This is a genomic window from Pedobacter sp. BG31 (genome assembly GCF_042464845.1).
Classification (GTDB): Bacteria; Bacteroidota; Bacteroidia; order Sphingobacteriales; family Sphingobacteriaceae; genus Pedobacter; species Pedobacter suwonensis.
Map to the genome: position 1 here is coordinate 19,348 of NZ_JBHNZK010000015.1, position 21,886 is coordinate 41,233.

The 21,886-nt window shown below is 38.1% G+C and carries 20 protein-coding genes; 15 read left to right on the forward strand and 5 right to left on the reverse strand.

Annotation, left to right across the window (positions count from 1 at the left end; genetic code table 11):
• The first annotated feature begins 115 nt into the window (after positions 1 to 115).
• Together ACFE6N_RS16930 and ACFE6N_RS16935 are read left to right on the forward strand one after the other, a co-directional pair.
• Positions 116 to 3,673, forward strand: coding sequence for a PKD domain-containing protein (locus ACFE6N_RS16930; RefSeq protein ID WP_378938348.1), 3,558 nt, complete (start codon positions 116 to 118; stop codon positions 3,671 to 3,673).
• A gap of 1 nt (position 3,674) precedes the next feature.
• The gene (locus ACFE6N_RS16935) at positions 3,675 to 4,685 is read left to right on the forward strand and encodes a type IX secretion system membrane protein PorP/SprF (RefSeq protein WP_378938350.1); all 1,011 of its coding nucleotides are present in this window, start codon (positions 3,675 to 3,677) and stop codon (positions 4,683 to 4,685) included.
• A 339-nt stretch (positions 4,686 to 5,024) separates the two neighbouring features.
• Here the strand turns inward: ACFE6N_RS16935 and rpoN are convergent, their stop codons facing one another.
• Positions 5,025 to 6,497, reverse strand: coding sequence for an RNA polymerase factor sigma-54 (gene rpoN, locus ACFE6N_RS16940; protein ID WP_090980240.1), 1,473 nt, complete (start codon positions 6,495 to 6,497; stop codon positions 5,025 to 5,027).
• Positions 6,498 to 6,666: 169 nt separating this feature from the next.
• On the opposite strand from rpoN, the gene mscL reads away from it, so the two are divergent.
• The gene (mscL, locus tag ACFE6N_RS16945; RefSeq protein WP_293742503.1) at positions 6,667 to 7,116 is read left to right on the forward strand and encodes a large conductance mechanosensitive channel protein MscL; all 450 of its coding nucleotides are present in this window, start codon (positions 6,667 to 6,669) and stop codon (positions 7,114 to 7,116) included.
• 46 nt (positions 7,117 to 7,162) lie between these two features.
• On the opposite strand, the gene ACFE6N_RS16950 is transcribed toward mscL, so the two are convergent.
• Positions 7,163 to 8,035, reverse strand: a complete 873-nt coding sequence (locus ACFE6N_RS16950) for a ChaN family lipoprotein (RefSeq protein ID WP_378938352.1) — start codon at positions 8,033 to 8,035, stop codon at positions 7,163 to 7,165.
• Positions 8,036 to 8,167: 132 nt separating this feature from the next.
• On the opposite strand from ACFE6N_RS16950, the gene ACFE6N_RS16955 reads away from it, so the two are divergent.
• The 8 genes from ACFE6N_RS16955 (at position 8,168) to tsaB (ending at position 13,130) form a co-directional block, all read left to right on the forward strand.
• Positions 8,168 to 8,923, forward strand: coding sequence for a LiaF transmembrane domain-containing protein (locus tag ACFE6N_RS16955; protein ID WP_378938354.1), 756 nt, complete (start codon positions 8,168 to 8,170; stop codon positions 8,921 to 8,923).
• A 23-nt stretch (positions 8,924 to 8,946) separates the two neighbouring features.
• Positions 8,947 to 9,294, forward strand: a complete 348-nt coding sequence (locus tag ACFE6N_RS16960; RefSeq protein WP_145861086.1) for a DUF4288 domain-containing protein — start codon at positions 8,947 to 8,949, stop codon at positions 9,292 to 9,294.
• Positions 9,284 to 10,345 carry a sensor histidine kinase gene (locus tag ACFE6N_RS16965; protein WP_244278715.1) on the forward strand — a complete coding sequence of 354 codons (1,062 nt, stop codon included), beginning with the start codon at positions 9,284 to 9,286 and terminating at the stop codon, positions 10,343 to 10,345. Before ACFE6N_RS16960 ends, ACFE6N_RS16965 begins: the two co-directional genes overlap by 11 nt.
• The gene (locus tag ACFE6N_RS16970; protein ID WP_090980230.1) at positions 10,323 to 11,057 is read left to right on the forward strand and encodes a LytTR family DNA-binding domain-containing protein; all 735 of its coding nucleotides are present in this window, start codon (positions 10,323 to 10,325) and stop codon (positions 11,055 to 11,057) included. The genes ACFE6N_RS16965 and ACFE6N_RS16970 overlap by 23 nt, the downstream gene beginning before the upstream one ends.
• 239 nt (positions 11,058 to 11,296) lie before the next feature.
• Positions 11,297 to 11,455, forward strand: a complete 159-nt coding sequence (gene rpmH / locus ACFE6N_RS16975; protein WP_010601723.1) for a 50S ribosomal protein L34 — start codon at positions 11,297 to 11,299, stop codon at positions 11,453 to 11,455.
• Positions 11,456 to 11,522: 67 nt separating this feature from the next.
• Complete coding sequence (locus ACFE6N_RS16980; protein WP_145861087.1) at positions 11,523 to 11,921, forward strand: ribonuclease P protein component; 399 nt, start codon at positions 11,523 to 11,525, stop codon at positions 11,919 to 11,921.
• Positions 11,905 to 12,135, forward strand: coding sequence for a membrane protein insertion efficiency factor YidD (yidD, locus tag ACFE6N_RS16985; RefSeq protein ID WP_378938358.1), 231 nt, complete (start codon positions 11,905 to 11,907; stop codon positions 12,133 to 12,135). Before ACFE6N_RS16980 ends, yidD begins: the two co-directional genes overlap by 17 nt.
• A gap of 305 nt (positions 12,136 to 12,440) precedes the next feature.
• Positions 12,441 to 13,130 (forward strand): tRNA (adenosine(37)-N6)-threonylcarbamoyltransferase complex dimerization subunit type 1 TsaB, encoded by a 690-nt coding sequence (tsaB, locus tag ACFE6N_RS16990; RefSeq protein ID WP_378938360.1) that lies wholly within the window; start codon positions 12,441 to 12,443, stop codon positions 13,128 to 13,130.
• A 2-nt stretch (positions 13,131 to 13,132) separates the two neighbouring features.
• Here tsaB and ACFE6N_RS16995 read toward each other — a convergent pair whose 3' ends face one another.
• Together ACFE6N_RS16995 and ACFE6N_RS17000 are read right to left on the reverse strand one after the other, a co-directional pair.
• Complete coding sequence (locus ACFE6N_RS16995; protein WP_378938362.1) at positions 13,133 to 14,545, reverse strand: DUF5723 family protein; 1,413 nt, start codon at positions 14,543 to 14,545, stop codon at positions 13,133 to 13,135.
• Between the two features lie 29 nt (positions 14,546 to 14,574).
• Entirely contained in the window at positions 14,575 to 16,143 is a 1,569-nt protein-coding gene (locus ACFE6N_RS17000) for a hypothetical protein (protein ID WP_378938364.1), read from the reverse strand.
• A gap of 90 nt (positions 16,144 to 16,233) precedes the next feature.
• Between ACFE6N_RS17000 and ACFE6N_RS17005 the strand changes: the two genes are divergently transcribed.
• The 3 genes from ACFE6N_RS17005 (at position 16,234) to ACFE6N_RS17015 (ending at position 20,015) form a co-directional block, all read left to right on the forward strand.
• On the forward strand, positions 16,234 to 16,620 hold the full coding sequence (locus tag ACFE6N_RS17005) for a DUF423 domain-containing protein (protein WP_090980217.1): 387 nt from the start codon (positions 16,234 to 16,236) through the stop codon (positions 16,618 to 16,620).
• Complete coding sequence (gene priA / locus ACFE6N_RS17010) at positions 16,620 to 19,100, forward strand: primosomal protein N' (RefSeq protein WP_378938366.1); 2,481 nt, start codon at positions 16,620 to 16,622, stop codon at positions 19,098 to 19,100. Before ACFE6N_RS17005 ends, priA begins: the two co-directional genes overlap by 1 nt.
• A gap of 258 nt (positions 19,101 to 19,358) precedes the next feature.
• Complete coding sequence (locus tag ACFE6N_RS17015; protein WP_090980213.1) at positions 19,359 to 20,015, forward strand: protein-L-isoaspartate(D-aspartate) O-methyltransferase; 657 nt, start codon at positions 19,359 to 19,361, stop codon at positions 20,013 to 20,015.
• Positions 20,016 to 20,086: 71 nt separating this feature from the next.
• On the opposite strand, the gene smpB is transcribed toward ACFE6N_RS17015, so the two are convergent.
• Complete coding sequence (gene smpB / locus ACFE6N_RS17020; RefSeq protein ID WP_090980211.1) at positions 20,087 to 20,536, reverse strand: SsrA-binding protein; 450 nt, start codon at positions 20,534 to 20,536, stop codon at positions 20,087 to 20,089.
• Positions 20,537 to 21,369: 833 nt separating this feature from the next.
• On the opposite strand from smpB, the gene ACFE6N_RS17025 reads away from it, so the two are divergent.
• Positions 21,370 to 21,849, forward strand: coding sequence for a redoxin domain-containing protein (locus ACFE6N_RS17025; protein ID WP_293742517.1), 480 nt, complete (start codon positions 21,370 to 21,372; stop codon positions 21,847 to 21,849).
• The last annotated feature ends 37 nt before the right edge of the window (positions 21,850 to 21,886 follow it).

The following is a 21,886-nucleotide window of genomic DNA, read 5'->3' on the forward strand; positions in this document are numbered from 1 at the left end:
TCTGTTTAAAAATGTTTAAAATTCAATAATTTTTTTTCATGTAGTTTGATTAGTAGTATATTGCATATCTAATCAAACAAACATGTGTGACGTTTTTAAATTAGGCTGATAAGTGATGAATAAGCATTGGTTATTGGTCTTGTTTTTCTCGCTTTCTGCCAGCCTCTTTTCTTTAGCGCAAAATACATCGAACAAGGGAAAAGATTTTTATGTTCCTTATGCTGGCCATATTGATGGCAATAACTCCAGATTAACGTTGTTTTTATCAGCAGATCAGGCAACTGATTATAAAGTTTATATTGGAGGAGTCCTGGTATCTCCGGTTGGCGCAACGATACCAGCCAATACCTGCCTGCCGTTTGTAATTGATCCGACTGCATACAACGTATTAATGAGCAGCTCAAATGTAGTTGAGCGCAGTAAAGCCATCAACGTAGTTACCTCTAAAGCAATCTCGCTGTATAGTATTATTTCAAATAATGCCCGTACGGGTGGTACCCTGGTATTGCCAACAAATACACTTGGGCAGGAATATTATGCCTTCAGTTATGAAAATCATGGAAATCAATCGGGGTTTTCACAATTTACCATTGTAGCCACAGCTGATAATACAGATATAGAAATTACGCCCAAACAGAATGAAAGAAATGGAGGAAGAACTGCCAATACGACCTTTACCATTAAATTAAATAAAGGTGATATTTATCAATATCAATCAGTAGGCGACTTAACAGGAAGCCACATTAAAGCGCTGAATTGTAATCCGATAGCCGTATTTTCCGGAAATACCTGGGCAGCATTTTGTAATGAGGGCAACAACCGTACACCAAGTGGAGGAGATAACCTCTATCAACAAGTTTTTCCGGTTGCTGCATGGGGAAGAAATTTTGTAACCGCGCCTTTTTACAATACCCTACATGGTAATACCGATATTATGAGGATAATTGTTGCCGAAGATAATACAACATTAACCGTTAATGGAAGTGCAACTGATGCCAATGGCACTCCACTTTCTAACCCTTATAATAAAGGTGCGGTGGTTACTTTTTTCTCTACTAAGGCCAATGTCATTTCTGGTTCCAGGCCTATTTCTGTTGCACAATACCAGACTTCACAAACCTGCAACCCAAACAATGCACAAGATACAAGGCAGGGAGGCTCATTTTTAGGCGATCCTGAAATAACTGTGCTTAATCCTGTGGAGCAAACGTTAAATAACATTACCGTTTTTTCAGATCTGAAATCGGTTAAAGTACCTACTCAGATTTCTGACTACTATTTAAATGTCATTATCAAAACAAAAGATATCGCGTCCTTTAGGCTTGATGGTAATCCGGTAAACAATTTTATTGCTATTGATAATGAATTTAGCTTTGCGGTAATTAATGTGAGCGATACGCAGCCGCAACACAGGTTATCGGCTGCCGGCGGTTTTTCTGCCATTTCATACGGATATGGTTCGGTAGAATCGTATGCTTACCTTGCAGGCGCCAACATTCAGAATTTCACCTTTCAGCCTTCCAGTACAGCTACCGGACAACTGATAACCAGTGGATGTTTGGGTGAGCCCATCAGTTTAACCATAAATCTACCCTATAAGGCCACCAAATTAGATTGGGACATTCAGGGGGCTCCAAAATTTAGTGATCCAAAACCTGAAGTCGTTAATTTTTTTACAAGGCCTAATGATAATAATATTTATTATACATACAAATATCCTAACCAGCTTAACTATCCAAATCCGGGCGATTATCAGTTCAAAGTAGTCGCTACCAAACCCAGTGCCGATAATTGTGGTAATATTGAAGAATTGATTATTGATTTTTCAGTTGATAATCAGCCTACTGCTGCATTTGAATATCCAGCCACCGGCTGTCAATCAAGCGGCATTCAATTTACTGATCAGAGCAAATCCAATTCAAACTCGCGGAGCATTACACAGTGGCTATGGGATTTTGGCGATGGAAGTACTCCTTCAACAGAACAGAACCCTGTCCATATTTATGAACGCCCAGGTACTTACAATGTGGTTTTAACGGCCACAACAGATTCAAAATGTTCAGAAACGTCTGCTGCATTCCCGATTTTAATTAACCCTAAGCCTTTATCTGATTTTGACGTAACAAGTTTATGTATAGGCAAACCGGTTATTTTAGCCGAAAACTCGAAGATTGATAATCCCGGGCGCATTGTAAAGTGGACCTGGAACTTTGGCGACGGAAGCGCACCTTCCACTGAACAGCATCCCATTCATCAATACACTGCAACAGGCTCTTACACCATTACCCTGATTACCGAAAGTGATAAAGGATGTGTAAGCGAAACAAAAAGCAAAAATGTAACTGTCATTAATCCACAATCTGCTGATTTTGAAATGCCTGATTTTTGTCTGGCTGATGGTGTAGCGAGATTTAAAAATACATCCAAAAATGCTGATGGAAGTACAACTGGCTTAACAGCACAATGGACCTATACCTATAACGGAGTTATAGTAGCAACCTCAACAGATTTTGACGGTTATTTTTCTCCCATCGATACCGGTAATTATAGCGTAGCTTTGATTGTTAAAAATGGAGATGGCTGTGAAATGTCAAAAACACGTACATTTACGGTTAATGGTGCAGTTAGAGCTGCCGATTTTGATATCGTAAAAAATAATGTCTGTGTGAGTGATAAGGTCATCATCAAAAATAAATCTACCGTTTTTGCTGGCAGGATTACGAAAATTGAGATTTACAGGGATTACCCAAATGAAACCAGTATTTATAAAACCATTCCTTATCCGGACGATAGTGATATAGAAATTCAGTACAATTCCTTTGGAGGTACCTCAGATCGCAGCTTTAATGTTAGGCTAGTGGCTTATTCCGGAGAACAATGCGCTAAAGAAGTAGAGAAACGAGTTACCTTAAAACCGGTTCCACAATTGGTTTTTGATGATATGCCAGCTGTTTGCGAAGCAGATGGAACCGTGCTCATTACACAAGCGAAGCAGAAAGATGAGGAAGAAGTGGTCGGTGGTAGCGGCGAATATAAAGGAGATGGAATAAAGACAGACGGTACCTTCAATCCGAAAATTGCCGGTGTTGGATCACATATCATTACTTACACTTTTAAAGGTGCTAACAATTGTTCTTCTTCAATAAGTAAAACGATCGAGGTGTATGCATCTCCTGTGGCTAATGCAGGTACATTGATTTACATACTGGCTGGTGGACAGATTGAAATTCCGGCAACTGCTGAAGGAATAAATCTGAAATATAGCTGGTCGCCGGCAACCGGTTTGGCTAAAACAGATGTGTTAAATCCAATTGCTTCACCAGATAAAGACACAGAGTATACCTTAACTGCAACCACGCAACCCAACGGTTGTTCAGCTACCTCGAAAGTATTGGTAAAAGTTCTGGAGGCCTTAAATCCACCTAACACCTTTACCCCAAACGGCGATAATGTCAATGATGCCTGGATGATTAAATATTTAGAATCTTACCCAAATGCTACGGTAGATATCTTCAACAGAAATGGCCTAAAAATATTTTCGAGTAAAGGTTATAAAGTTCCGTTTGATGGTACGTACCAGAATGAACCGTTACCAGTAGGCGTTTATTATTACATTATCAATCCACAGAATGGACGTAAAACCATAACAGGACCGCTCACTATAATCAGATAAATTGAAGAAGCTCATCACCACATTTGCACTTTTTGCATCACTTAACGTTTTTGCACAGCAAAAGCCACAGTATACGCAATACATTTTTAATCAGTACCTGCTAAATCCAGCGCTCTCCGGAATTGAAAATTACCTCGATTTTAAAGCTGGTTACCGTAAACAGTGGTCGGGCATTACAGATGCTCCTCAAACATCTTTTGTTTCAGCGCACTGGGCCTTGGGCGATAACCAGTTATGGAGCAATGCTTTAACTGCTTTTCCTGAGCAAACGGGGAATCCCATGGACAGGAATTATACGCAAAATTATATGTCGTCTCCACCTCACCATGGAATGGGAGTTACCGCTGTTTTAGATAAAGCCGGTCCGATAAAAAGGCTGGATGCCAGTGTTACTTATGCTTATCATTTACAACTGAGTAATAATTTTAACCTTTCGGCCGGGGTGGCGGCAGGTATTTCGAGTATTGCATTAGATGCAAATGCACTTACTTTCGATACACCGATAGATCCGGTTATGAACAGGGCATTGATTAACCAGGTTAAACCTGATCTGGGTGTAGGATTATGGTTATATGGGGCCAGGATGTTTGCAGGTGTTTCTGTGCAGCAAATTTTACCTCAAAAGTTAAGTTTTACAGGCGATAACAATTATAATCTAGGTAAAGAGGTGCCGCATTATTTTGCTACCGCAGGATATAAATTTTTTGTTGATGACGAAATTTCAGCCATTCCTTCGGTTATGGTAAAATATGTATCGCCTGCCCCCGTTTCTGTAGATGTTAACCTGAAACTGGCTTTTAAAGATAAAATATGGTTAGGCGGAAGCTACCGTAAAGACGATTCTTTTGCTGCAATGGCAGGCTTCAATATTGGAAAGATGGTTAACCTAACTTATTCTTACGATTTTACCACTTCACAGTTGAACCAGGTAAGCAACGGAAGCCATGAAATCGTATTGGGTTTATTGTTGAACAATGTCTATAAAGTTCCATCGTATATCAAAATGTGGTAGGTTATTCCCATTGGCAGCTTAACATTTGAAATTCGATAATATCGTACCGATTTGTAATCGGGATGAATGAGAAAGGCGATTTTATCGGCAAAAGCTCACGATATGGCATTCCAAATGCCAATATCTTTAATCCTCGTTGTAAACGAGGACTATATAAAATTTATATAAGATAACTAATAATTGAAAACTGCTAACTCATTAAGTTCTTATTAAGCCAGAAGTTATTAATAACTATTTTCCATCGTCACGATTTGCAATCTTGATGAATGAGAAAGGCGATTTCATCGCCAAAATGCTCATCATATAGCATTTCAAATGCTAATCTCTGTAACTCCTATATTAAAGCTCTTTCCTTAGCCTGGCTACAGGGATATTCATTTGCTCGCGATATTTGGCAACCGTTCTTCTGGCAATGTTATAACCTCTTTCTTTTAAAATTTCGGTCAGTTTTTCATCTGCCAGAGGTTTGCGTTTATCTTCGTTACCAATACAGTCTTCTAATATTTTTTTAACCTCTTTATTCGAAACTTCTTCACCATTTTCGGTTTGTATCGCTTCGGAGAAGAAAGATTTTAATAAAAATGTACCAAATTCGGTTTGTACGTATTTAGAGTTTGCCACCCTCGATACGGTTGAGATATCCATATCGATTTTATCTGCAATATCTTTCAAGATCATGGGACGCATCTTACGCTCATCAGCTGTTAAAAAATATTCATACTGGTAGTGCATGATGGCGTTCATTGTTTTTAACAAAGTTTGTTGTCTTTGTTTAATCGCATCAATAAACCACCTTGCAGAATCTAATTTTTGTTTAACAAACTGAACGGCCTCTTTCAACTTTTTATCTTTAGATGAGGCTTTATCATAATGCTCAAACATTTCCTGGTAAGATCTGCTCACTTTCAGCTCAGGGGCATTTTTTGAATTCAAAGTCAGAATCAAAACACCATCATTATTGCTGATGTGGAAATCAGGAATAATCTGCATCTGCTTTGTGGTTACCTGGTTGGCATCACCCGGTTTCGGGTTTAAACGTAAAATTTCATTTACCACCTCTTTAAGCTCTTCACTATCCAAGCCTAAACTTTTTTCTAATTTATCGTAATGTTTGCGCGTAAACTCGTCCAGATAGTTTTCTACAACATTCATTGCTTTAACTATAATCGGATTGTTGGTGTCCTTTCTTTTTAACTGGATCAATAAACATTCTTTCAGGTCTCTTGCGCCAATACCCGGAGGATCGAAGCCCTGGATCAGTTTTAACATTTCCAATACATCCTCTTCCTCAACCATCACGTTCTGAGAAAAAGCAAGGTCATCGATCATGGAACCCAACGGACGGCGTAAATAGCCGTCATCATCCAAACTGCCAATGATCTGTTTACCGATAATAAAATCCTGATCGGATAAAGGAATAAGGTCTAATTGCTCCTGTAAACTTTCAAAAAAGGTGCTTTCAATGGCAATTGGCGTTTCTTTTTTCTCTTCGTCGTCGTCGCCATTATTATAGTTGGTGCTATAATCGTTCGCCGAATCGTCCTGCAAATAATCATCTACATTAAATTCGTCCATGCTGGTGTCTTCTGATGATTGTTCGTAATCATCAGGACTATCATTTAAGTCATCATATTCGCTTTTTGGCTCATCCTGAGTCATTAAACTTGGATCTTCCAGCGCCGGATTGTCTTCAAGTTCTTCTTTTACACGGGTATCTAAAGCAACGGTTGGCACCTGCAACAATTTAATAAACTGTATTTGCTGCGGCGATAACTTTTGTAATAATTTTTGTTGTAAATGTTGTTTTAGCATAGTAAATAAAAAAAGAATAGCGCAAAAATAAACAATAGATTTCAGATATTATGCTGATTTGACCCAAATGCCTATTGATATGTTCGGTTTTTAAAATTATTTGCTAAACGTTTGCATTGAGTTTAATGTTTGCTATTTTAGTAAATAAATAAAACTAAGCTAATACAATATGGGGTTTGTAAAAGAATTTAAAGAGTTTGCCATTAAGGGCAATGCTTTCGATTTAGCAGTCGGAGTTATTATTGGCGGGGCTTTTGGTAAGATTGTGACCAGTATAATTGAAGATTTGATTATGCCTGTGGTGGCTGCTATGGTTGGCAAACCCGATTTTAGCAGCATTTATTTTGCCATGGGTAAAGGATCAGAGCTAATTCCGAAGGGTGCATCATTAGCTGAGGCGAAAAAGGCTGCACCCGACGCCGCTATATTTGCCTATGGAAATTTTATTACGGTTGCGATAAATTTCTTTTTACTTGCCCTGATTGTTTTTATTATGGTGAAAACGATTAACAGAATGAAAAAGAAAGAGGAAGCGGTTGCTGTAGCCACACCACCTGCGCCTACCAAAGAAGAAGTGCTTCTAACAGAAATCAGAGATTTGCTAAAAGCAAAAGCATAAAACACAAAGCTCCGCTCACCAATCCCAGATGCGGAGCTTTTTCGTTTTAATAACTTCTTTTTACCCTTGGGTCGGTGATGATGATGTAATCACCAAGAGAACGAAATTTTTGCCATTCGGGATTGGCAAAACTTTCATCGGAAAACGACGAGATATTCAAAATCGCCAATTTTGGATTGAGTTTTTTGAGTTTGGCCACTGTACCAAGCTTTTCATCGCTGTGGAAACGACCGTTCAGCTGTAAAACCTTAATGCCTTTGTTTGCTTTAATAAACCTATTGACAGACCAGGCCATGGTCGCATCCCATAAATTTTGGGTCTGGTAAATTTTCATCGTGCCCATGTTATGCCCGCCCAGGGTTTCTGTGAATTTTTCATAATACCTACCCTGCGCGGTATCAACAGGCAATGGAGGTAAAAAGCCGAACGATGCTTTAGGGAACTTTTCTAACACCTTTAAACCATTAAGTGTAACAGCATTGCTGTAACGTGTTGCCGCATTTGCCGCGATAACTTTCAAACTGTTTTGTTTGGCATATTCAATTAAAGGTCTGTAATCCTTATAATTTCCCCAGGCCCTGCTTTCTTTAACAAAGTTCTTTTCTGAGATCAATCCTGCCAGGTATTCATCTACCTCAAGCTGTACATCGGTTTGGAACATCTCTAAGGATAACGCCACTTTGCGCGGATATTTTGAATCGAGTTTTTTGAAAAGTTCCGCTTCGAGGTGGTGTCCTACAGAATCATTATGGTCTTCTCCAAAAAATAAAACATCAGCATGTTCCATATCATCAATAATATCATCTATTGAGATCGATTTTTGTTTTTTTACATCATAGATCTTGTAATGGCTGCTTATTTCCTGCGCATACAAGCCGGTAGAAATAGCAAAAACAAACACAAATAGTATAAATTTCATGCTTTCAAAATAACAAAATAATTTTCACCGACAAAATAAGGTCGCTTACCGCCGTTTGCCGGTTTCTTACATGTTGCTTATGTGGCGATCGGGAGCTGATCAATACTTTTGGATTATTAAACACGAGCACAAATGGAAAATTTAAATCATAATAATCACCAGCTTAACAACTCAGGACGGGTTTGGAGCGGTTTCATCATCATCATTATTGGGCTTGCATTTTTATTAAACAATATAGGATTAGATATTCCGGGATGGATATTCAGCTGGTCTAATTTTTTAATTTTATTAGGTGTATTTATCGGCGTTCGCCGTAACTTTAAGGGGATAGGATGGCTGGTCTTAATTTTAGTCGGTGCCTACAATACCTTAATTCGTATACCTGGCCTGGACATCGATTTGTCAAAATATGCGTTGGGCCTTGGTTTAGTAATTATAGGTAGCTTTTTAATTATCAAACCAAAGCATTGTTCGTCTTTAAAGAAAAAAGGTAAGAAAAAGGCTGATTTTGATTTCGAAAGTGTTGCAGACCAGGATAACATAAGTAATAATGATGTGATTGATGTAATGGCTGTTTTTGGAGGTAGTCATCAAACGGTATACACCAAAAACTTCCAGGGTGGAAATGTTACAGCCGTTTTTGGAGGCGCAGATATTGTAATGACCCAGGCTGATTTTCCTGAAGCTGTATCGCTTGATGTAACAGCCGTTTTTGGTGGAATTAAATTGATTGTACCACAAAACTGGGCAATAAAATCAAATGTAACTGCATTATTTGGCAGTGTTGAAGATAAAAGATCGCATGTGATGCCGGTTGCGGAGCTAAAAAAGACATTGGTTTTAGATGGCACGGCTTTATTTGGTGGGATTGAAATTAAAAGTTTCTAAATATTCATGATAAATAACGCCTTATGAAATGGTTTGCAGTAAATTGTATCTATCAGGTAATTTGCGGTGAAGGCAAACATACGCCACAGTTTAACGAGCAGATACGTTTAATCCAGGCGGATGGTATCAGGCAGGCTTTAAGCAAGGCTAATTTGAATGCCATGCATTTTAATCCTTCTCTTAACAATTGCCAGGGAGATAAAATAGTATGGAAGTTTTTAGGTGTAGGTGGGATATCTGAAGTTGCAGCACTTAAAGATGGTGCAGAAGTAAGTTCCAGAATTGTTGAGCCTACTTCGGTTGCACGATATCTGGAAGAGCTGGCGTATCGCAATAATTCATTAACTAATCAAACTCATTTTGACAACTAGACCTTTATCCGTTCCGCAAATACAGAAAGTATCATTGGCCATAGCAGTCCTATGGACGATAATTTGTGCCGCTGGATTACATTATGTAGTTAATTTTTCCTGGTGGATAGCCATAACTGATAGCTTAACCAGTAATTTTTTGCTGGCATTGGCCTGTATAGGAGTAAGCAATATGCTGGGTTATTACCAGCCAAAAAATGAACGTATTCTCTATGTACTGATTATTACACTGGCGCTCACATTAGTGATTATCTATACTGCCAAATATGGCTTGCTTTATATTTTTACAGATTATAAAGAATATAAAGATTTTTATAATTTTTCTTTTGCCTTTAGGGGGCTGATTTCTTTTATGTGCTTAGGTTGGTGTGCGTTAGCCAATATACTATGGTATAGGTTAGAAGAACAGTCAGAAACGCACGAGCGACTATCTGCGGCTAAAAGTTTGGCTAAAGAGGCTGAGTTAAATAAGCTCCGGCACCAGTTGCAACCGCATTTTCTTTTTAACAGTTTAAATTCGGTATTTGCACTCACCATGGTTAATCCAAAAGAAGCTGGCGTGATGATTACGAAATTAGCTTCTTTTCTGCGCGGCACCCTAAAACGTGACGATGAATTATGGGTTTCGGTAGAGGAAGAAATGGAATATATTCAATTATACCTTGATATAGAGAAAGTGAGGTTCAGCCATAGATTAAATGTAGAAGTAAATGTTGCTGAAGATACCTTAAAACTCTGTTTGCCAGGTACATTGTTGCAACCTATTGTGGAAAATGCCATTAAATTTGGCCTTTATAATACTTCAGCCGGCATAACGATCAAAATTGACGTTACTGTTGAATATAATATTTTACAATTGCGCGTTCAAAATCCTTTCGATCCGGAAATGAAAGCTGCAGGCGGTACAGGATTCGGTTTAAGTGCTATTAAACGCAGGTTATATCTGTTATTTGCAAATACCCATTTATTACAAACCGATATTGAGGCAAATAATTTATATATTACCACCCTAAAAATTCCACAAAAAAATGATCCGGACAATACTAATTGATGATGAGCCTTTAGCGAGAGATATTGTAAAATATTACCTTTCAGATCATGCAGAAATAGAAATTGTAGCCGAATGTGGTGACGGATTTGAAGGTTTGAAAGCCATTACCTTGCATAAGCCCGATTTAATTTTTCTAGACATACAAATGCCTAAAATTAGTGGCTTTGAAATGCTCGAACTGGTAGAAGATAAGCCCGCCGTAATTTTTACCACTGCTTTTGATGAGTATGCCATTAAAGCCTTTGAGGTTAATGCAGTAGATTATTTGCTTAAACCGATTGATAAATCGCGCTTCGATGCCGCCATCAAAAAAATACCCGGCAAATTAAACCAGGCCGAAAATACAGAAGCTGTTTTGGATGCGGCAGCTTTAAGCCCGGCCCAAAACAATAGGGTAGTGGTTAAAAAAGATGGTGTAATTAAAATCATTCCGGTTGCCGATATTAACTACTTAGAGGCTGATGATGATTACGTGAAATTAAGTACTGTTGACGGTGCTTTCTATAAAAACAAAACCATGGCTTATTTTGAACAAACCCTTGATAGTAGCCAGTTTATCCGCATACACCGATCATACATCATTAACCTGGCACAGGTAACTAAAATAGAACTAAAAGAAAAAGATAGCTATGTGGTACTGTTAAAGTCTGATATCTGGCTTCCTGTAAGCAAAACAGGATATGTGAAATTGAAGGCCGCGCTTGGGCTTTAAGCTGGTTATCCGGCAAGCATCAACAGCTAAATTTATGGTTGGTTGTGCGTTCCGTCTCGCAATGGCATAACACTAGCCATTATCCCTCAGGCTAACAAAAAGTATTTTCATCGCATTTGTTTTCAAAAGATTCTTTAGCTTTGCAATTAAATATAAAATAATAATTAGTCACTCTTGCATTTGTAGAGAAATCGCTTTATATTTGCACCTCTTAATTTTACAATAGATAATATACAGTCATGAAAAGAACATACCAACCTTCGCAAAGAAAGAGAAGAAATAAACACGGCTTCCGCGAAAGAATGGCAACAGCTAACGGCAGACGAGTATTAGCATCACGTCGTGCTAAAGGAAGAAAAAGATTAACAGTTTCTGACGAACGCAAGCATAAAGCATAATTTTTGATTGCTTTTCCGTTAACTCGGGATTGGCAGATCAAAATCTGCAGTTATCAATCAAAAATATATGTACACATTCAGGAAAGAAGAACGGTTATGCAGCAGGAAATATTTAGACCTGTTGTTTAAAAACGGTTCTTCTTTTTTATTATATCCTTTTCGGATTTCTTATCTTTTTGTTGACGTTGTTACTGATGTGCAAGCGCAGGTGGTAATCAATGTACCTAAAAGAAGATATAAGCGGGCAGTAGATCGTAACCTGCTCAAGCGTCGCATCCGCGAAGCTTATCGGCTAAATAAACAGGATCAGTTGTACATTTCTTTACCGGCAGACCGGGGATTGCTGTTGTTTTCCATCCAGTTTGTGGGAAAGGATAAGTATGAATTTGCTTTTATCGAGAAGAAACTGATCGCTACCTTTAAGCGTTTCCAAAATTTAATCAAGCCCAATGAAATTCATCAATAAAATTTTTGGATGGTTATTTTTAAGTTTGATCAAAATTTATCAATACGGCATTTCGCCTATGTTGGGTGCAAATTGCCGTTTTACGCCAACCTGCTCTCAATATGGCATCGAAGCCATTAAAAAGCATGGTCCGTTTAAAGGTGGCTGGCTGGCATTAAAACGTATTGGCCGTTGTCATCCATGGGGTAAACACGGGCACGACCCGGTTCCATAGTAAGGTTCATTTGTTATGAGTTGATTAGTTATTTTTGGTTCCTGGCGCCAATCTTAATCGCGGTCTTCCTTTCGGCTGAAGTGCAGTCCCGAACGTTCAGGAGAGAAATCTATTTAGTCAAGTTTCGATTTTATAAAGATCCTTTCATTGCGTTCAGGATGACGGCATAATGCTATCAATTGCGAATACGCTCAGGAAGGTACGTTTCGAACTAATAATTGACCCATTAATCAAGACTGCGGACTATTCAGGACCCATTTTCCGTAGTTCATCTTACATCTTCCATTTTTATTTATCTTTGTTCCATGGCTAAAATACTTCAAATAGAAACCGCTACGGCAATATGCTCTGTGGCGTTATCTGTTAATGGTGAAACAATTTCATTTAAAGAGGAGCAAGGGCAGAACCTGCATGCAGCAAATTTGACGCTGTTTATTGATGAGGTAGTGAAAACTGCAGGCTTAAGCTATCCGGAATTAGATGCCATTGCGGTAAGTAAAGGCCCTGGATCTTACACAGGCCTGCGTATTGGTGTTTCAACCGCTAAAGGACTTTGTTATGCCCTGGATAAACCTTTGATTGCGATTGAAACATTGGAAATGATGGCCGCTGGTTTTTTGTCTCAAAATCCGGCTTATTCAGGATTAATCTGTCCTATGATTGATGCCAGAAGGATGGAAGTATATACAACAGTTTTGGATCCGTTGTTAAATGTAGCCATACCCACTGAAGCTAAAATTATTGATGACACGAGTTTTAATAATTTTCTTTCCAATCACCTCATTACCTTCTTAGGCGATGGTGCAGCCAAATGTGCAGCCGTTTTAACACATCAAAATGCGAAATTTGATGCGGGAAATTTCAATTCTGCTACGTATATGTCGCGTTTGGCTAACGAGGCGTTTGATAACCGCAATTTTGAAGATGTAGCCTACTTTGAACCTTTTTACCTTAAAGATTTTGTAATTACACAATCTAAAAAGCAGCAGGCATAAACCTACTTTCTTTTAAAAATCGAAAAAAGGCTTTTGAAGAAACCGCCACCATCACTTTTATCATTAATACCCGGTATTATGTCAGCAAACTGGGGATGATTCACTACGTTTCCGAATTTGATGCCTACGCCCATATAAAAAGAGGCTCCGTTAGGCCCCTTGCCTGTATAGGCATTTTTTTTAATTAGGCCATAAGTTTGGTAACCTGTAGAAACCAGATTATCTGTACCCATAAACAACTCAAAGTTAGGCGTCTGGTATTTTCCTTGCAGCCCAACCATAAAAACACCATTAAAATTGTATAAAGGTGTTACGCTCCCTGAAAAATCGTTAACGATAAAAGTATTTACGAATGCAACATCACCACCTTTATAAAACAGGTTTTTTGAAACGGCCAAAGCGGGTTTGTAAAAACCATAACGTTTAGACATAAAAAAATCAAATTTAGCATTTGTTGGAGCCAGAAATTTTTTAGGTTCCTCTGCCTGCAAGAAAATATCTTGTATTTGCTGATTGGTATTCGATTGGTTGTTTTCGATATTCTCAATAATTTTTGATTGAACGATGGTTGTACGTTGGGTATTGCTGCGCCACCAGATAAATCCTAAATCTTTAATGTTGGCCATTAAAAATAAACCTTTTTTAGTGGTATAGTTGGTCCCAAAACCAAATGATAAACCTGGGTTTTTAAAGTTTGGAAAGAAGTTTTTCTTATTTATTTCATTAAAATCGGAGAAGTTGGCCGAGTAGGTCCCGTTCAAACCAATTAACAAAGCATCCGTCTCAGGATCAATGTATAATTTAGAATCATAAATATTTAACTTATTATAAAGTATCCCACTTAATACACTGGCTTTTAAACCAAATGCAAGCCTTTTGTTCCAGTTTTCGCGGTAGGTAAAGCTAAGCTGATGGTAACTTTGCTGATAACCTTTGGTATCAAAAATTCCTGTATATAGCTTGTTGCTATCAAACCGTTCAAAGGAATCAAAAATAGCCAAAGTTTCGTTGGTATAATCAATATGGGCATCAGACCTGATCTGCCATGAAAAGCCCATTTCTTCCTGATACTTATAAGATTTGAAAAGCCTGAATGTTGCTACATAGATATTACTGTTTTCAAAAAAATGATTAACCTCGCCGGTGCCAATGGGTAAACTTCTGGTATCAAAAACGCCTTCCTGAGCTAATTTTCTAACGGCAAATTCAGAACTTCCCTTGTTAACTGCATTCGTTCCGAAATAAGGTAAGAAGAAATTGGAAGAAAATTTTCTGGATGAATCCAGGGTGAAAGATTTCTGAGATGGGTTTTCGAATGCATCGAACATGGTTTTGGTGCCAAAAAGTGCATATTGTTGTGCATTTGCAATCCCGAAGCTGGCTATCGCCAGTAACGCAAGTAAAAGTTTCTTCATGTAAAGGGTTTATTGGGATGGTTTCCTTATTAACGGTTACTTAATGAATCTGGTATTTTTGGTTGTATATATTTGTTTAGAAGCAAGTTAGTAATGAATTTGTTTTTATCTGCAGTCATCTGGTAACAAAATGTATCGAAACTTTTTAAACCGCTGTCGGCCCGTAGGTGCCTGTAGAAACTCAGTTGAATATTATGCCTGAAAATATCTGCCGAATTTTGGGTATTGATGTAATAACTTACATTAGAAGTGGTAGAAATCTCGTTCGCGGCAGCTAAATATTGAGGTGTTTGTATTAAAAGCCGGTTCTTTTTATAGTTATTTAAAAATGACTGTATGGTACTTGCATTATTGGCCACAACCAAATTATTATCGATAATAACATAATAAGGCCGCGCGAATTTTTTAAAGGGCTCACCAAAATAACTGTATAAAATATCGGCTGATTTAAAAAGTTTAATTTCTTCGTTATAATCCGTGCTGACGTCAAATAATAACTGTTTTGTCTTTTCGCCATCCGATAATGAGACCGCGCCTAGTTTTTCGCCCGTACTTAATTGAAAAAGAATAAACTGATTCTTGGTATACGTAGTAAATATGGAGCTTAAATCTGTTCTGTAATTATCCTTTACTGCTTTGATTACCGCATTTGTTTTTGAAAGTATTTTCGTCTGTTCCTGCCAGGTATTTAATTTCCTAAACCATTTTCCATAATCATCATAAGCATATAATGCATAGTTTGCGGTATTATCGGGCAGGATATTTTGAATAGATGTATTTTGTGCAGCGGTGTTTTCAAATAACTTAAGGTAATTGTGCTGATCTTTTATTTCGGTACTCCCGTTAAACAGAATTTTTTCCTTACTAAAATTATAATGGAGTACAGCATAACTGTTCTGTTGATTAAATAGGGCAATTTCTCCATTAATGTTACCCGCAATAATGTTTTTTAGCAATAAGGGAGCCTGGTTAAAATTAATATAAATGTTAGCCAGCACGTTTTTAATCTGGCGGTTATTCTCTTTAATGTATTCTGTGAAAGGATTTTCAGTTAAACGGATATTGGCATCATTAATCAGTTTTAAAGAAGTTGAAACGGTTAATACCTGATTGTGTACGCCCAAATAAACCTGTAAGCTATCATTTATCTTAACGGTGTAAAGTTCCTTTGAATTTTCGGTAATTAACCGTTTTAATTTTAATTGCTCGTGAAATTTTTTGATGTCGTTTTCTGGCTGAATCTGTAAGGTGATGAGGAAGTTAAGTGTTTTATTGGAGTCAGGTAGCAAGCTAATATAAACCTGCTGATCTTTCAGATATCTGTTAAGCAGATTGTCATCAATTATGTTTGCTTTTAGCTGTTTCAGGAGGCTCATTTTATCTTTGCCTAAAACCTGCTGGATCAGTTGTTGTCCTTCCAGAATATCGTAGAAACCCTTGTCGTTTCGAAAAGAAAATACCAGTGCTGCATTATTGGTTGCCGATTGGAGTGCCAGGTCTTTTGCATCATTATCAATCCCTAATTTCGAAAAATAGAGGTATGCCATAAAGGCTACACCTAAAAATAATGCACTTGTTAGAATTACGATTTTTTTCATCTGCTAAGCAACAAATTTAATTTATTACATTGATTAGTGAGAAGTTCTTTGCCAATTTATTAATTTAGCGACTGCTACTTGCAAATAACTATGAATAAACGAATAATCCTTACTGCTTCTTTTTTTGGTGCTGTTGCCGTTTTGTTGGGGGCATTTGGTGCCCATGGACTAAAAGCTTTAATTGATGGACCATCATTGGAAATCTGGCAAAAAGGTGTCGACTACCAGTTTTATCATACATTTGCTTTATTATACCTTTCTACTTTTGCCCGTTATCGGAACAAGCTGATTAATATTGCTTATTTCTGCTTTACATTTGGGATTATTCTTTTTTCAGGGTCATTATATTTATTGGCTACCCGAAGCATAACGCATTTAGGATTTACAGAATTTATTGGTCCGGTAACGCCAATTGGTGGGCTTTTGTTTGTATTGGGATGGATAATGCTCTTTTTTGCAGCATTTAAAGATAAGTAATGAATACTTTCGAAAACGATATTTTTTCAGAAAGAGAAACACTTTTTGTGGAAGTTATTTTGCCTTTATCGTTGGCAAAAAACTATACATATCGGGTACCTTTCGATTTAAATGATCAGATTGCCATTGGAAAACGTGTAGTGGTACAGTTTGGAAAGCATCGAATTTATACGGCTTTAATTAGTGCAGTCAGCAAAGTGCCACCTACGGTTTATGAGGCTAAATACATTATTGACGTTGTAGATGCCGAGCCTGTAATTACACCGATGCAGCTTAAATTCTGGACATGGATGACCAATTATTACATGTGCAACGAGGGCGATGTTATGTCGGCTGCCCTGCCTGCCAGTTTAAAATTGGCCAGTGAAACCATCCTGTTTCTTCGCGATGATTATAATGAAGCGTCTGTGCTTACCGATAAAGAAGAAATCATTATCAATGCACTTAAACAGCAACAGAAACTTACGGTTAATGATGTTTCTAAATTGCTGGGACAGAAAACAGTATATCCAATTATCAATCAGCTATTGGATAAGGAATTGGTGCTGGTGGCAGAAGAGGTGGTGCAGAAATATAAACCATTGCTCAAATCGTTTATTGTTTTAAATGATTTTTATAATGACGAAGAAAATCTGAGGCAGCTTTTTAATGTTCTGGAAAAGGCACCTAAACAGTTAGACGCTTTATTGGCTTACCTGAAATTGCGAAAAACAAATTTGCCCATTGCTAAAGAGCAGCTTTTAGCAGAAAGCAGTTGTGGGCCGGCGGCATTAAAAGCCTTAACAGACAAAGATATTTTTTTGGTGATGAAAAGGCCGGTTAGCCGTTTGGCTTCCCATGATGAAGAGTTTAGTGTTAATTTTGAACTGAACGGAAGTCAGCAAAAAGCCTTGGAGCAGATTAACCGGCATTTTGAGGAAAAAGAAGTTGTTTTGCTGCATGGCGTAACCGCGTCAGGAAAAACGCAGGTTTATATTAAACTTATTGAAGAGATTATTCAGAATACAGATGGACAGGTACTGTTTCTGTTGCCCGAAATTGCCTTAACCACGCAGATTGTAGAACGTATTAAACGTTATTTTGGCAATGCGATTGGGGTTTACCATTCTAAGTTTAATAATAGCGAAAGGGTAGAAATCTGGAACAAGGTAAGAACAGGTGCCTATAAAGTAATTCTTGGTGCGCGTTCGGCAGTTTTTCTTCCGTTTGAAGACTTGAAACTGATTGTGGTTGATGAAGAACACGAACCTTCTTACAAACAGTATGATCCGGCTCCCCGCTATCAGGCCCGTGATGCGGCCATATATCTCGGTTATCTGCATCATGCCAAGGTTATTTTAGGCTCAGCTACACCATCCCTTGAGAGCTATTATAATGCCCTGCAGGGCAAATACGGCCTTGTAGAAATGAAAGAGCGCTTTGGCGGGGTTCAGCTTCCTAACCAACAGGTTGTCAGCATTGCAGAAGAAACGAAGAAAAAAACAATGAGCTCGTATTTTTCGAGCGTATTGATCAAAGATATTGATCTGGCACTTTCTAAAAAAGAACAGATTGTATTGTTTCAGAACAGGAGGGGCTACGCTACAATTTTAATCTGCGCTACCTGTGGTTATACTCCAAAATGCGTGAACTGCGATGTAAGTTTAACCTATCATAAAAGCAGTGGTAAACTGCATTGCCATTACTGTGGTTACCAGCAGAGCAGTATAAACATTTGTCCGGCCTGTGGATCGGTACACGTAGAGCAAAAAGGTTTTGGAACCGAGCGGATTGAAGAAGAACTCAGGTTACTTTATCCAGATGTTACTATTGCCCGGTTAGACATGGACAGTACGAGGACCAAAAATGGTTTACAGCAGATTTTAAACGATTTCCAGGAAAAGAAAACCGATATTTTAATCGGTACGCAGATGGTGGCCAAAGGCCTGGATTTCGACAACCTGAACCTGATTGGCGTAATTAATGCCGATACGCTTTTAGGTTATCCCGATTTTCGTGCCTACGAAAGGAGTTTCCAGCTGCTGGCGCAGGTTGCGGGTAGGGCAGGCAGACGAGCCGATCAGGGCAATGTTTGTATCCAGACTTATGACGCTGAAAACCGGATTATCAAACAGGTAGTGAACAATGATTATGAGGGGATGTATAATGATGAGATTCTGGAGCGCGAGAAATTCCTTTATCCGCCGTTTTCACGGATGATTTTTTTATATATCAAACATAAAGATTCTCCTGTTCTGGATCAGGCCGCACTTACTCTGGCCAATATTTTAAAAGGAAAATTCGGTAAGCGTGTTCTAGGTCCGGAACAACCACTCGTAAGCCGTGTACGTAATCTCTATATCAAACAGATTATTATTAAGGCCGATAAGCACACCGCCATTCAAAAAGTTAAGGATGCGTTAAGGGAAACGCTTACACAGTTTAATGCCACTAAAGAATTTAAGGGGATTTTTACGCAAATCGATGTAGATCCGTACTAGAAATGATTGAATGATTGAGTTTTGAATGAGTGAATGGTTTTTCAGCCTCTCATTCTATAAATCTCTCACTCTATAATTCAATCATTTGGTATTCTGTCATTCTATGATTCCCTCATTCTATCCTTCTCTCAATCTTTCCTTCAATCCTTTTTATGTGGATAATGTATCATTCTCAAACTCAGCCAATCCATTCACAAATTCAATCATTCTCTTATTTTAACCTTGAATCACAGTTAAAAAAAGCTAATTTTGAAGCTCATGGCATATAAATTTGTTGATAATTACCGAGAACGTGGAGCTAGAAAAAAACTGGTTGAGTTGTTAAGGTCCCGTGGAATTGAAGATGAAAATGTATTAGCGGCCATTGGTAAAGTTCCACGTCATTTCTTTTTTGATGAAACGTTTTGGAACCAGGCCTACAAAGATATTGCTTTCCCCATAGGCGATGGACAAACCATATCTCAGCCTTATACGGTTGCTTACCAAAGTGAATTGCTCCACATTAAAAAAGGCGATAAAGTGCTCGAAATCGGAACAGGATCGGGCTATCAAACCTGCATTTTAATGGAGTTGGGCGCTACCGTTTTTACCATCGAAAGACAGGAGAATATTTACAACAGAACCATTCAGGTTTTACCTGGGATGGGGTATAGACCTACTTTTTATTGCGGGGATGGTTCCAAAGGGATTGCCGCCCATGCACCATATGATAAAATAATCGTTACCGCTGGTGCGCCAATGGTTCCGGAAATTTTATTAAAACAATTAAAAATTGGTGGCATTCTGGTGATCCCGGTCGGTGATGAGAAAACCCAGAAAATGGTTACGGTGATTCGTGTAAGCGAAACAGATTACGACAAAATTGTATTGGATACTTTTAGATTTGTACCATTGGTTGGAGACCAGGCATGGTGACTTCAGTTTGGAGTTTGGAGTTTAGAGTTGGGAGTTACATTAACGCTAAACTCCCAGCTCCGAACTCCAAACTACCTTTTCATGGCTCTATCCAGCTCCCGCTTGTTATCCCTTTCCTTAATGCTATCGCGTTTGTCGAACTCTTTTTTACCCTGGGCCAGTGCAATTTCCATCTTGGCAAAACCCCTTTCATTGATAAAAATGCGTAAAGGAACAATGGTATAACCTTTTTCTTCGCCTTTCAGCTTTAGTTTTCTGATTTCTTTCTTTTGAAGGAGTAATGCCCGGTCACGTTTTATATCATGGTGGTAAAAAGAACTGTGGCTATATTCAGAAATATGGAGGTTGCGCACATAGAGATTCCCACCAATGAACATGCAAAATGCATCAGTCATGTTGGCCTTACCTTGTCTGATTGCTTTTATTTCTGTTCCTAAAAGTGCAATCCCGGCTACGTATTTATCTAAAAGATTATAATCAAAATATGCTCTTTTATTCTTGATGTTGATATCGTTTTTCAAAATTTTAATAAGTGTATTATTGTAGTATATACAACGGTATGTAAAACAAAATGTTTGAACTACAAATGCGCCTCACCATGCTCAATTTGTTTCAGTATCTTTTATGAGTTCCTGAAATAAAGTTGATCACCATCTGTCCAGGAATGAAGGCCGTTAATGTAATTCGCAGTTAACAGCTGCAAATATCTTAAAAATTGGTGTGATAATTTAGTTTTAATTTATTTCGGGCTTAATGCGATCGTTAGGCTGAATTTATTTTACAAATAGAGGTGATATTTTCAATTGTCTTGTAGCTACTTCCTGGTCAGCATTTTTATGTAGATGGGCCCTGAAATAAATTACCTTCGGTGAGCTCGCTAACGCTCGGTTCAGGGTGACGACTCCAGGCAAGTATGTTAAACCTTAATCTCTGTATTCGTGCGTTTTAGTTAGGAGAATGTAAGGACAGTGCTTTTGGCAGCTTCATTCATACTTTTTATCGCACCAAAACCAGAAAAAGCTTTTGGTTTTCGCGGCAATCATGTTTATTTAACATAGGCTTTTGCAAGGGGAACAGGCTTTTCATAAGCTTACAAGCCCTTATCCTTAAACCCGACAGGAGCGAACACGCAGTGCAACGGAGTAAAGCGGATGGCGGGGCTGCAGAACCGATGAAAAACTGACATTCATTTTCTAATGATGATACTTGCATTAAAGAGAAGTCAGGTTTTATCGCATAGTGCATATTTAAACTTGACTTCTTCTGGAAAAAATATTCATCTCTTTGTAAAAGCTAGGGCATATATTGTTATGTTCGTATTTATTGGTTTAAGTTTGAACTTAAAATATCTAAAATGAAATTCAGGAACTTACTTTTAATCTTATTGTTAGCCGTAACTTTTCAGGTAAATGCACAGCAACCCACACTATTGCCGCAGTTTACCTTTTATAAACTGGATGGGAAACCTTTTTCAAACAGCGATATTAAACAAGGAAAAAAGAACCTCTTTATATTGTTTGATTGTACCTGTGAGCACTGTCAGCGGGAAAGTAAAAACCTGAACGCGAATTATGCCAAGTTCAAGGATGTTAATATTTATATGATCACAATGGATGAAGCTTATATCATTCCACAGTTTTTTAATTCGTATGCCAAAGGCTTAAATACAAAACCAAATGTGTTGGTGTTGCAGGATAAAAAAAGGATATTTATTCCAACATTTTTACCTAAACAATATCCGGCAATGTATTTATACTCGCCTGCCGGCAAATTGCTAATGTACCAATCTGGCGATGGTGGTATCAAAAAGATGTTGACGGTAGTGGGTAAATAATCATTTCAATCACAGCTTCACGCCAGTCATAGCTGTG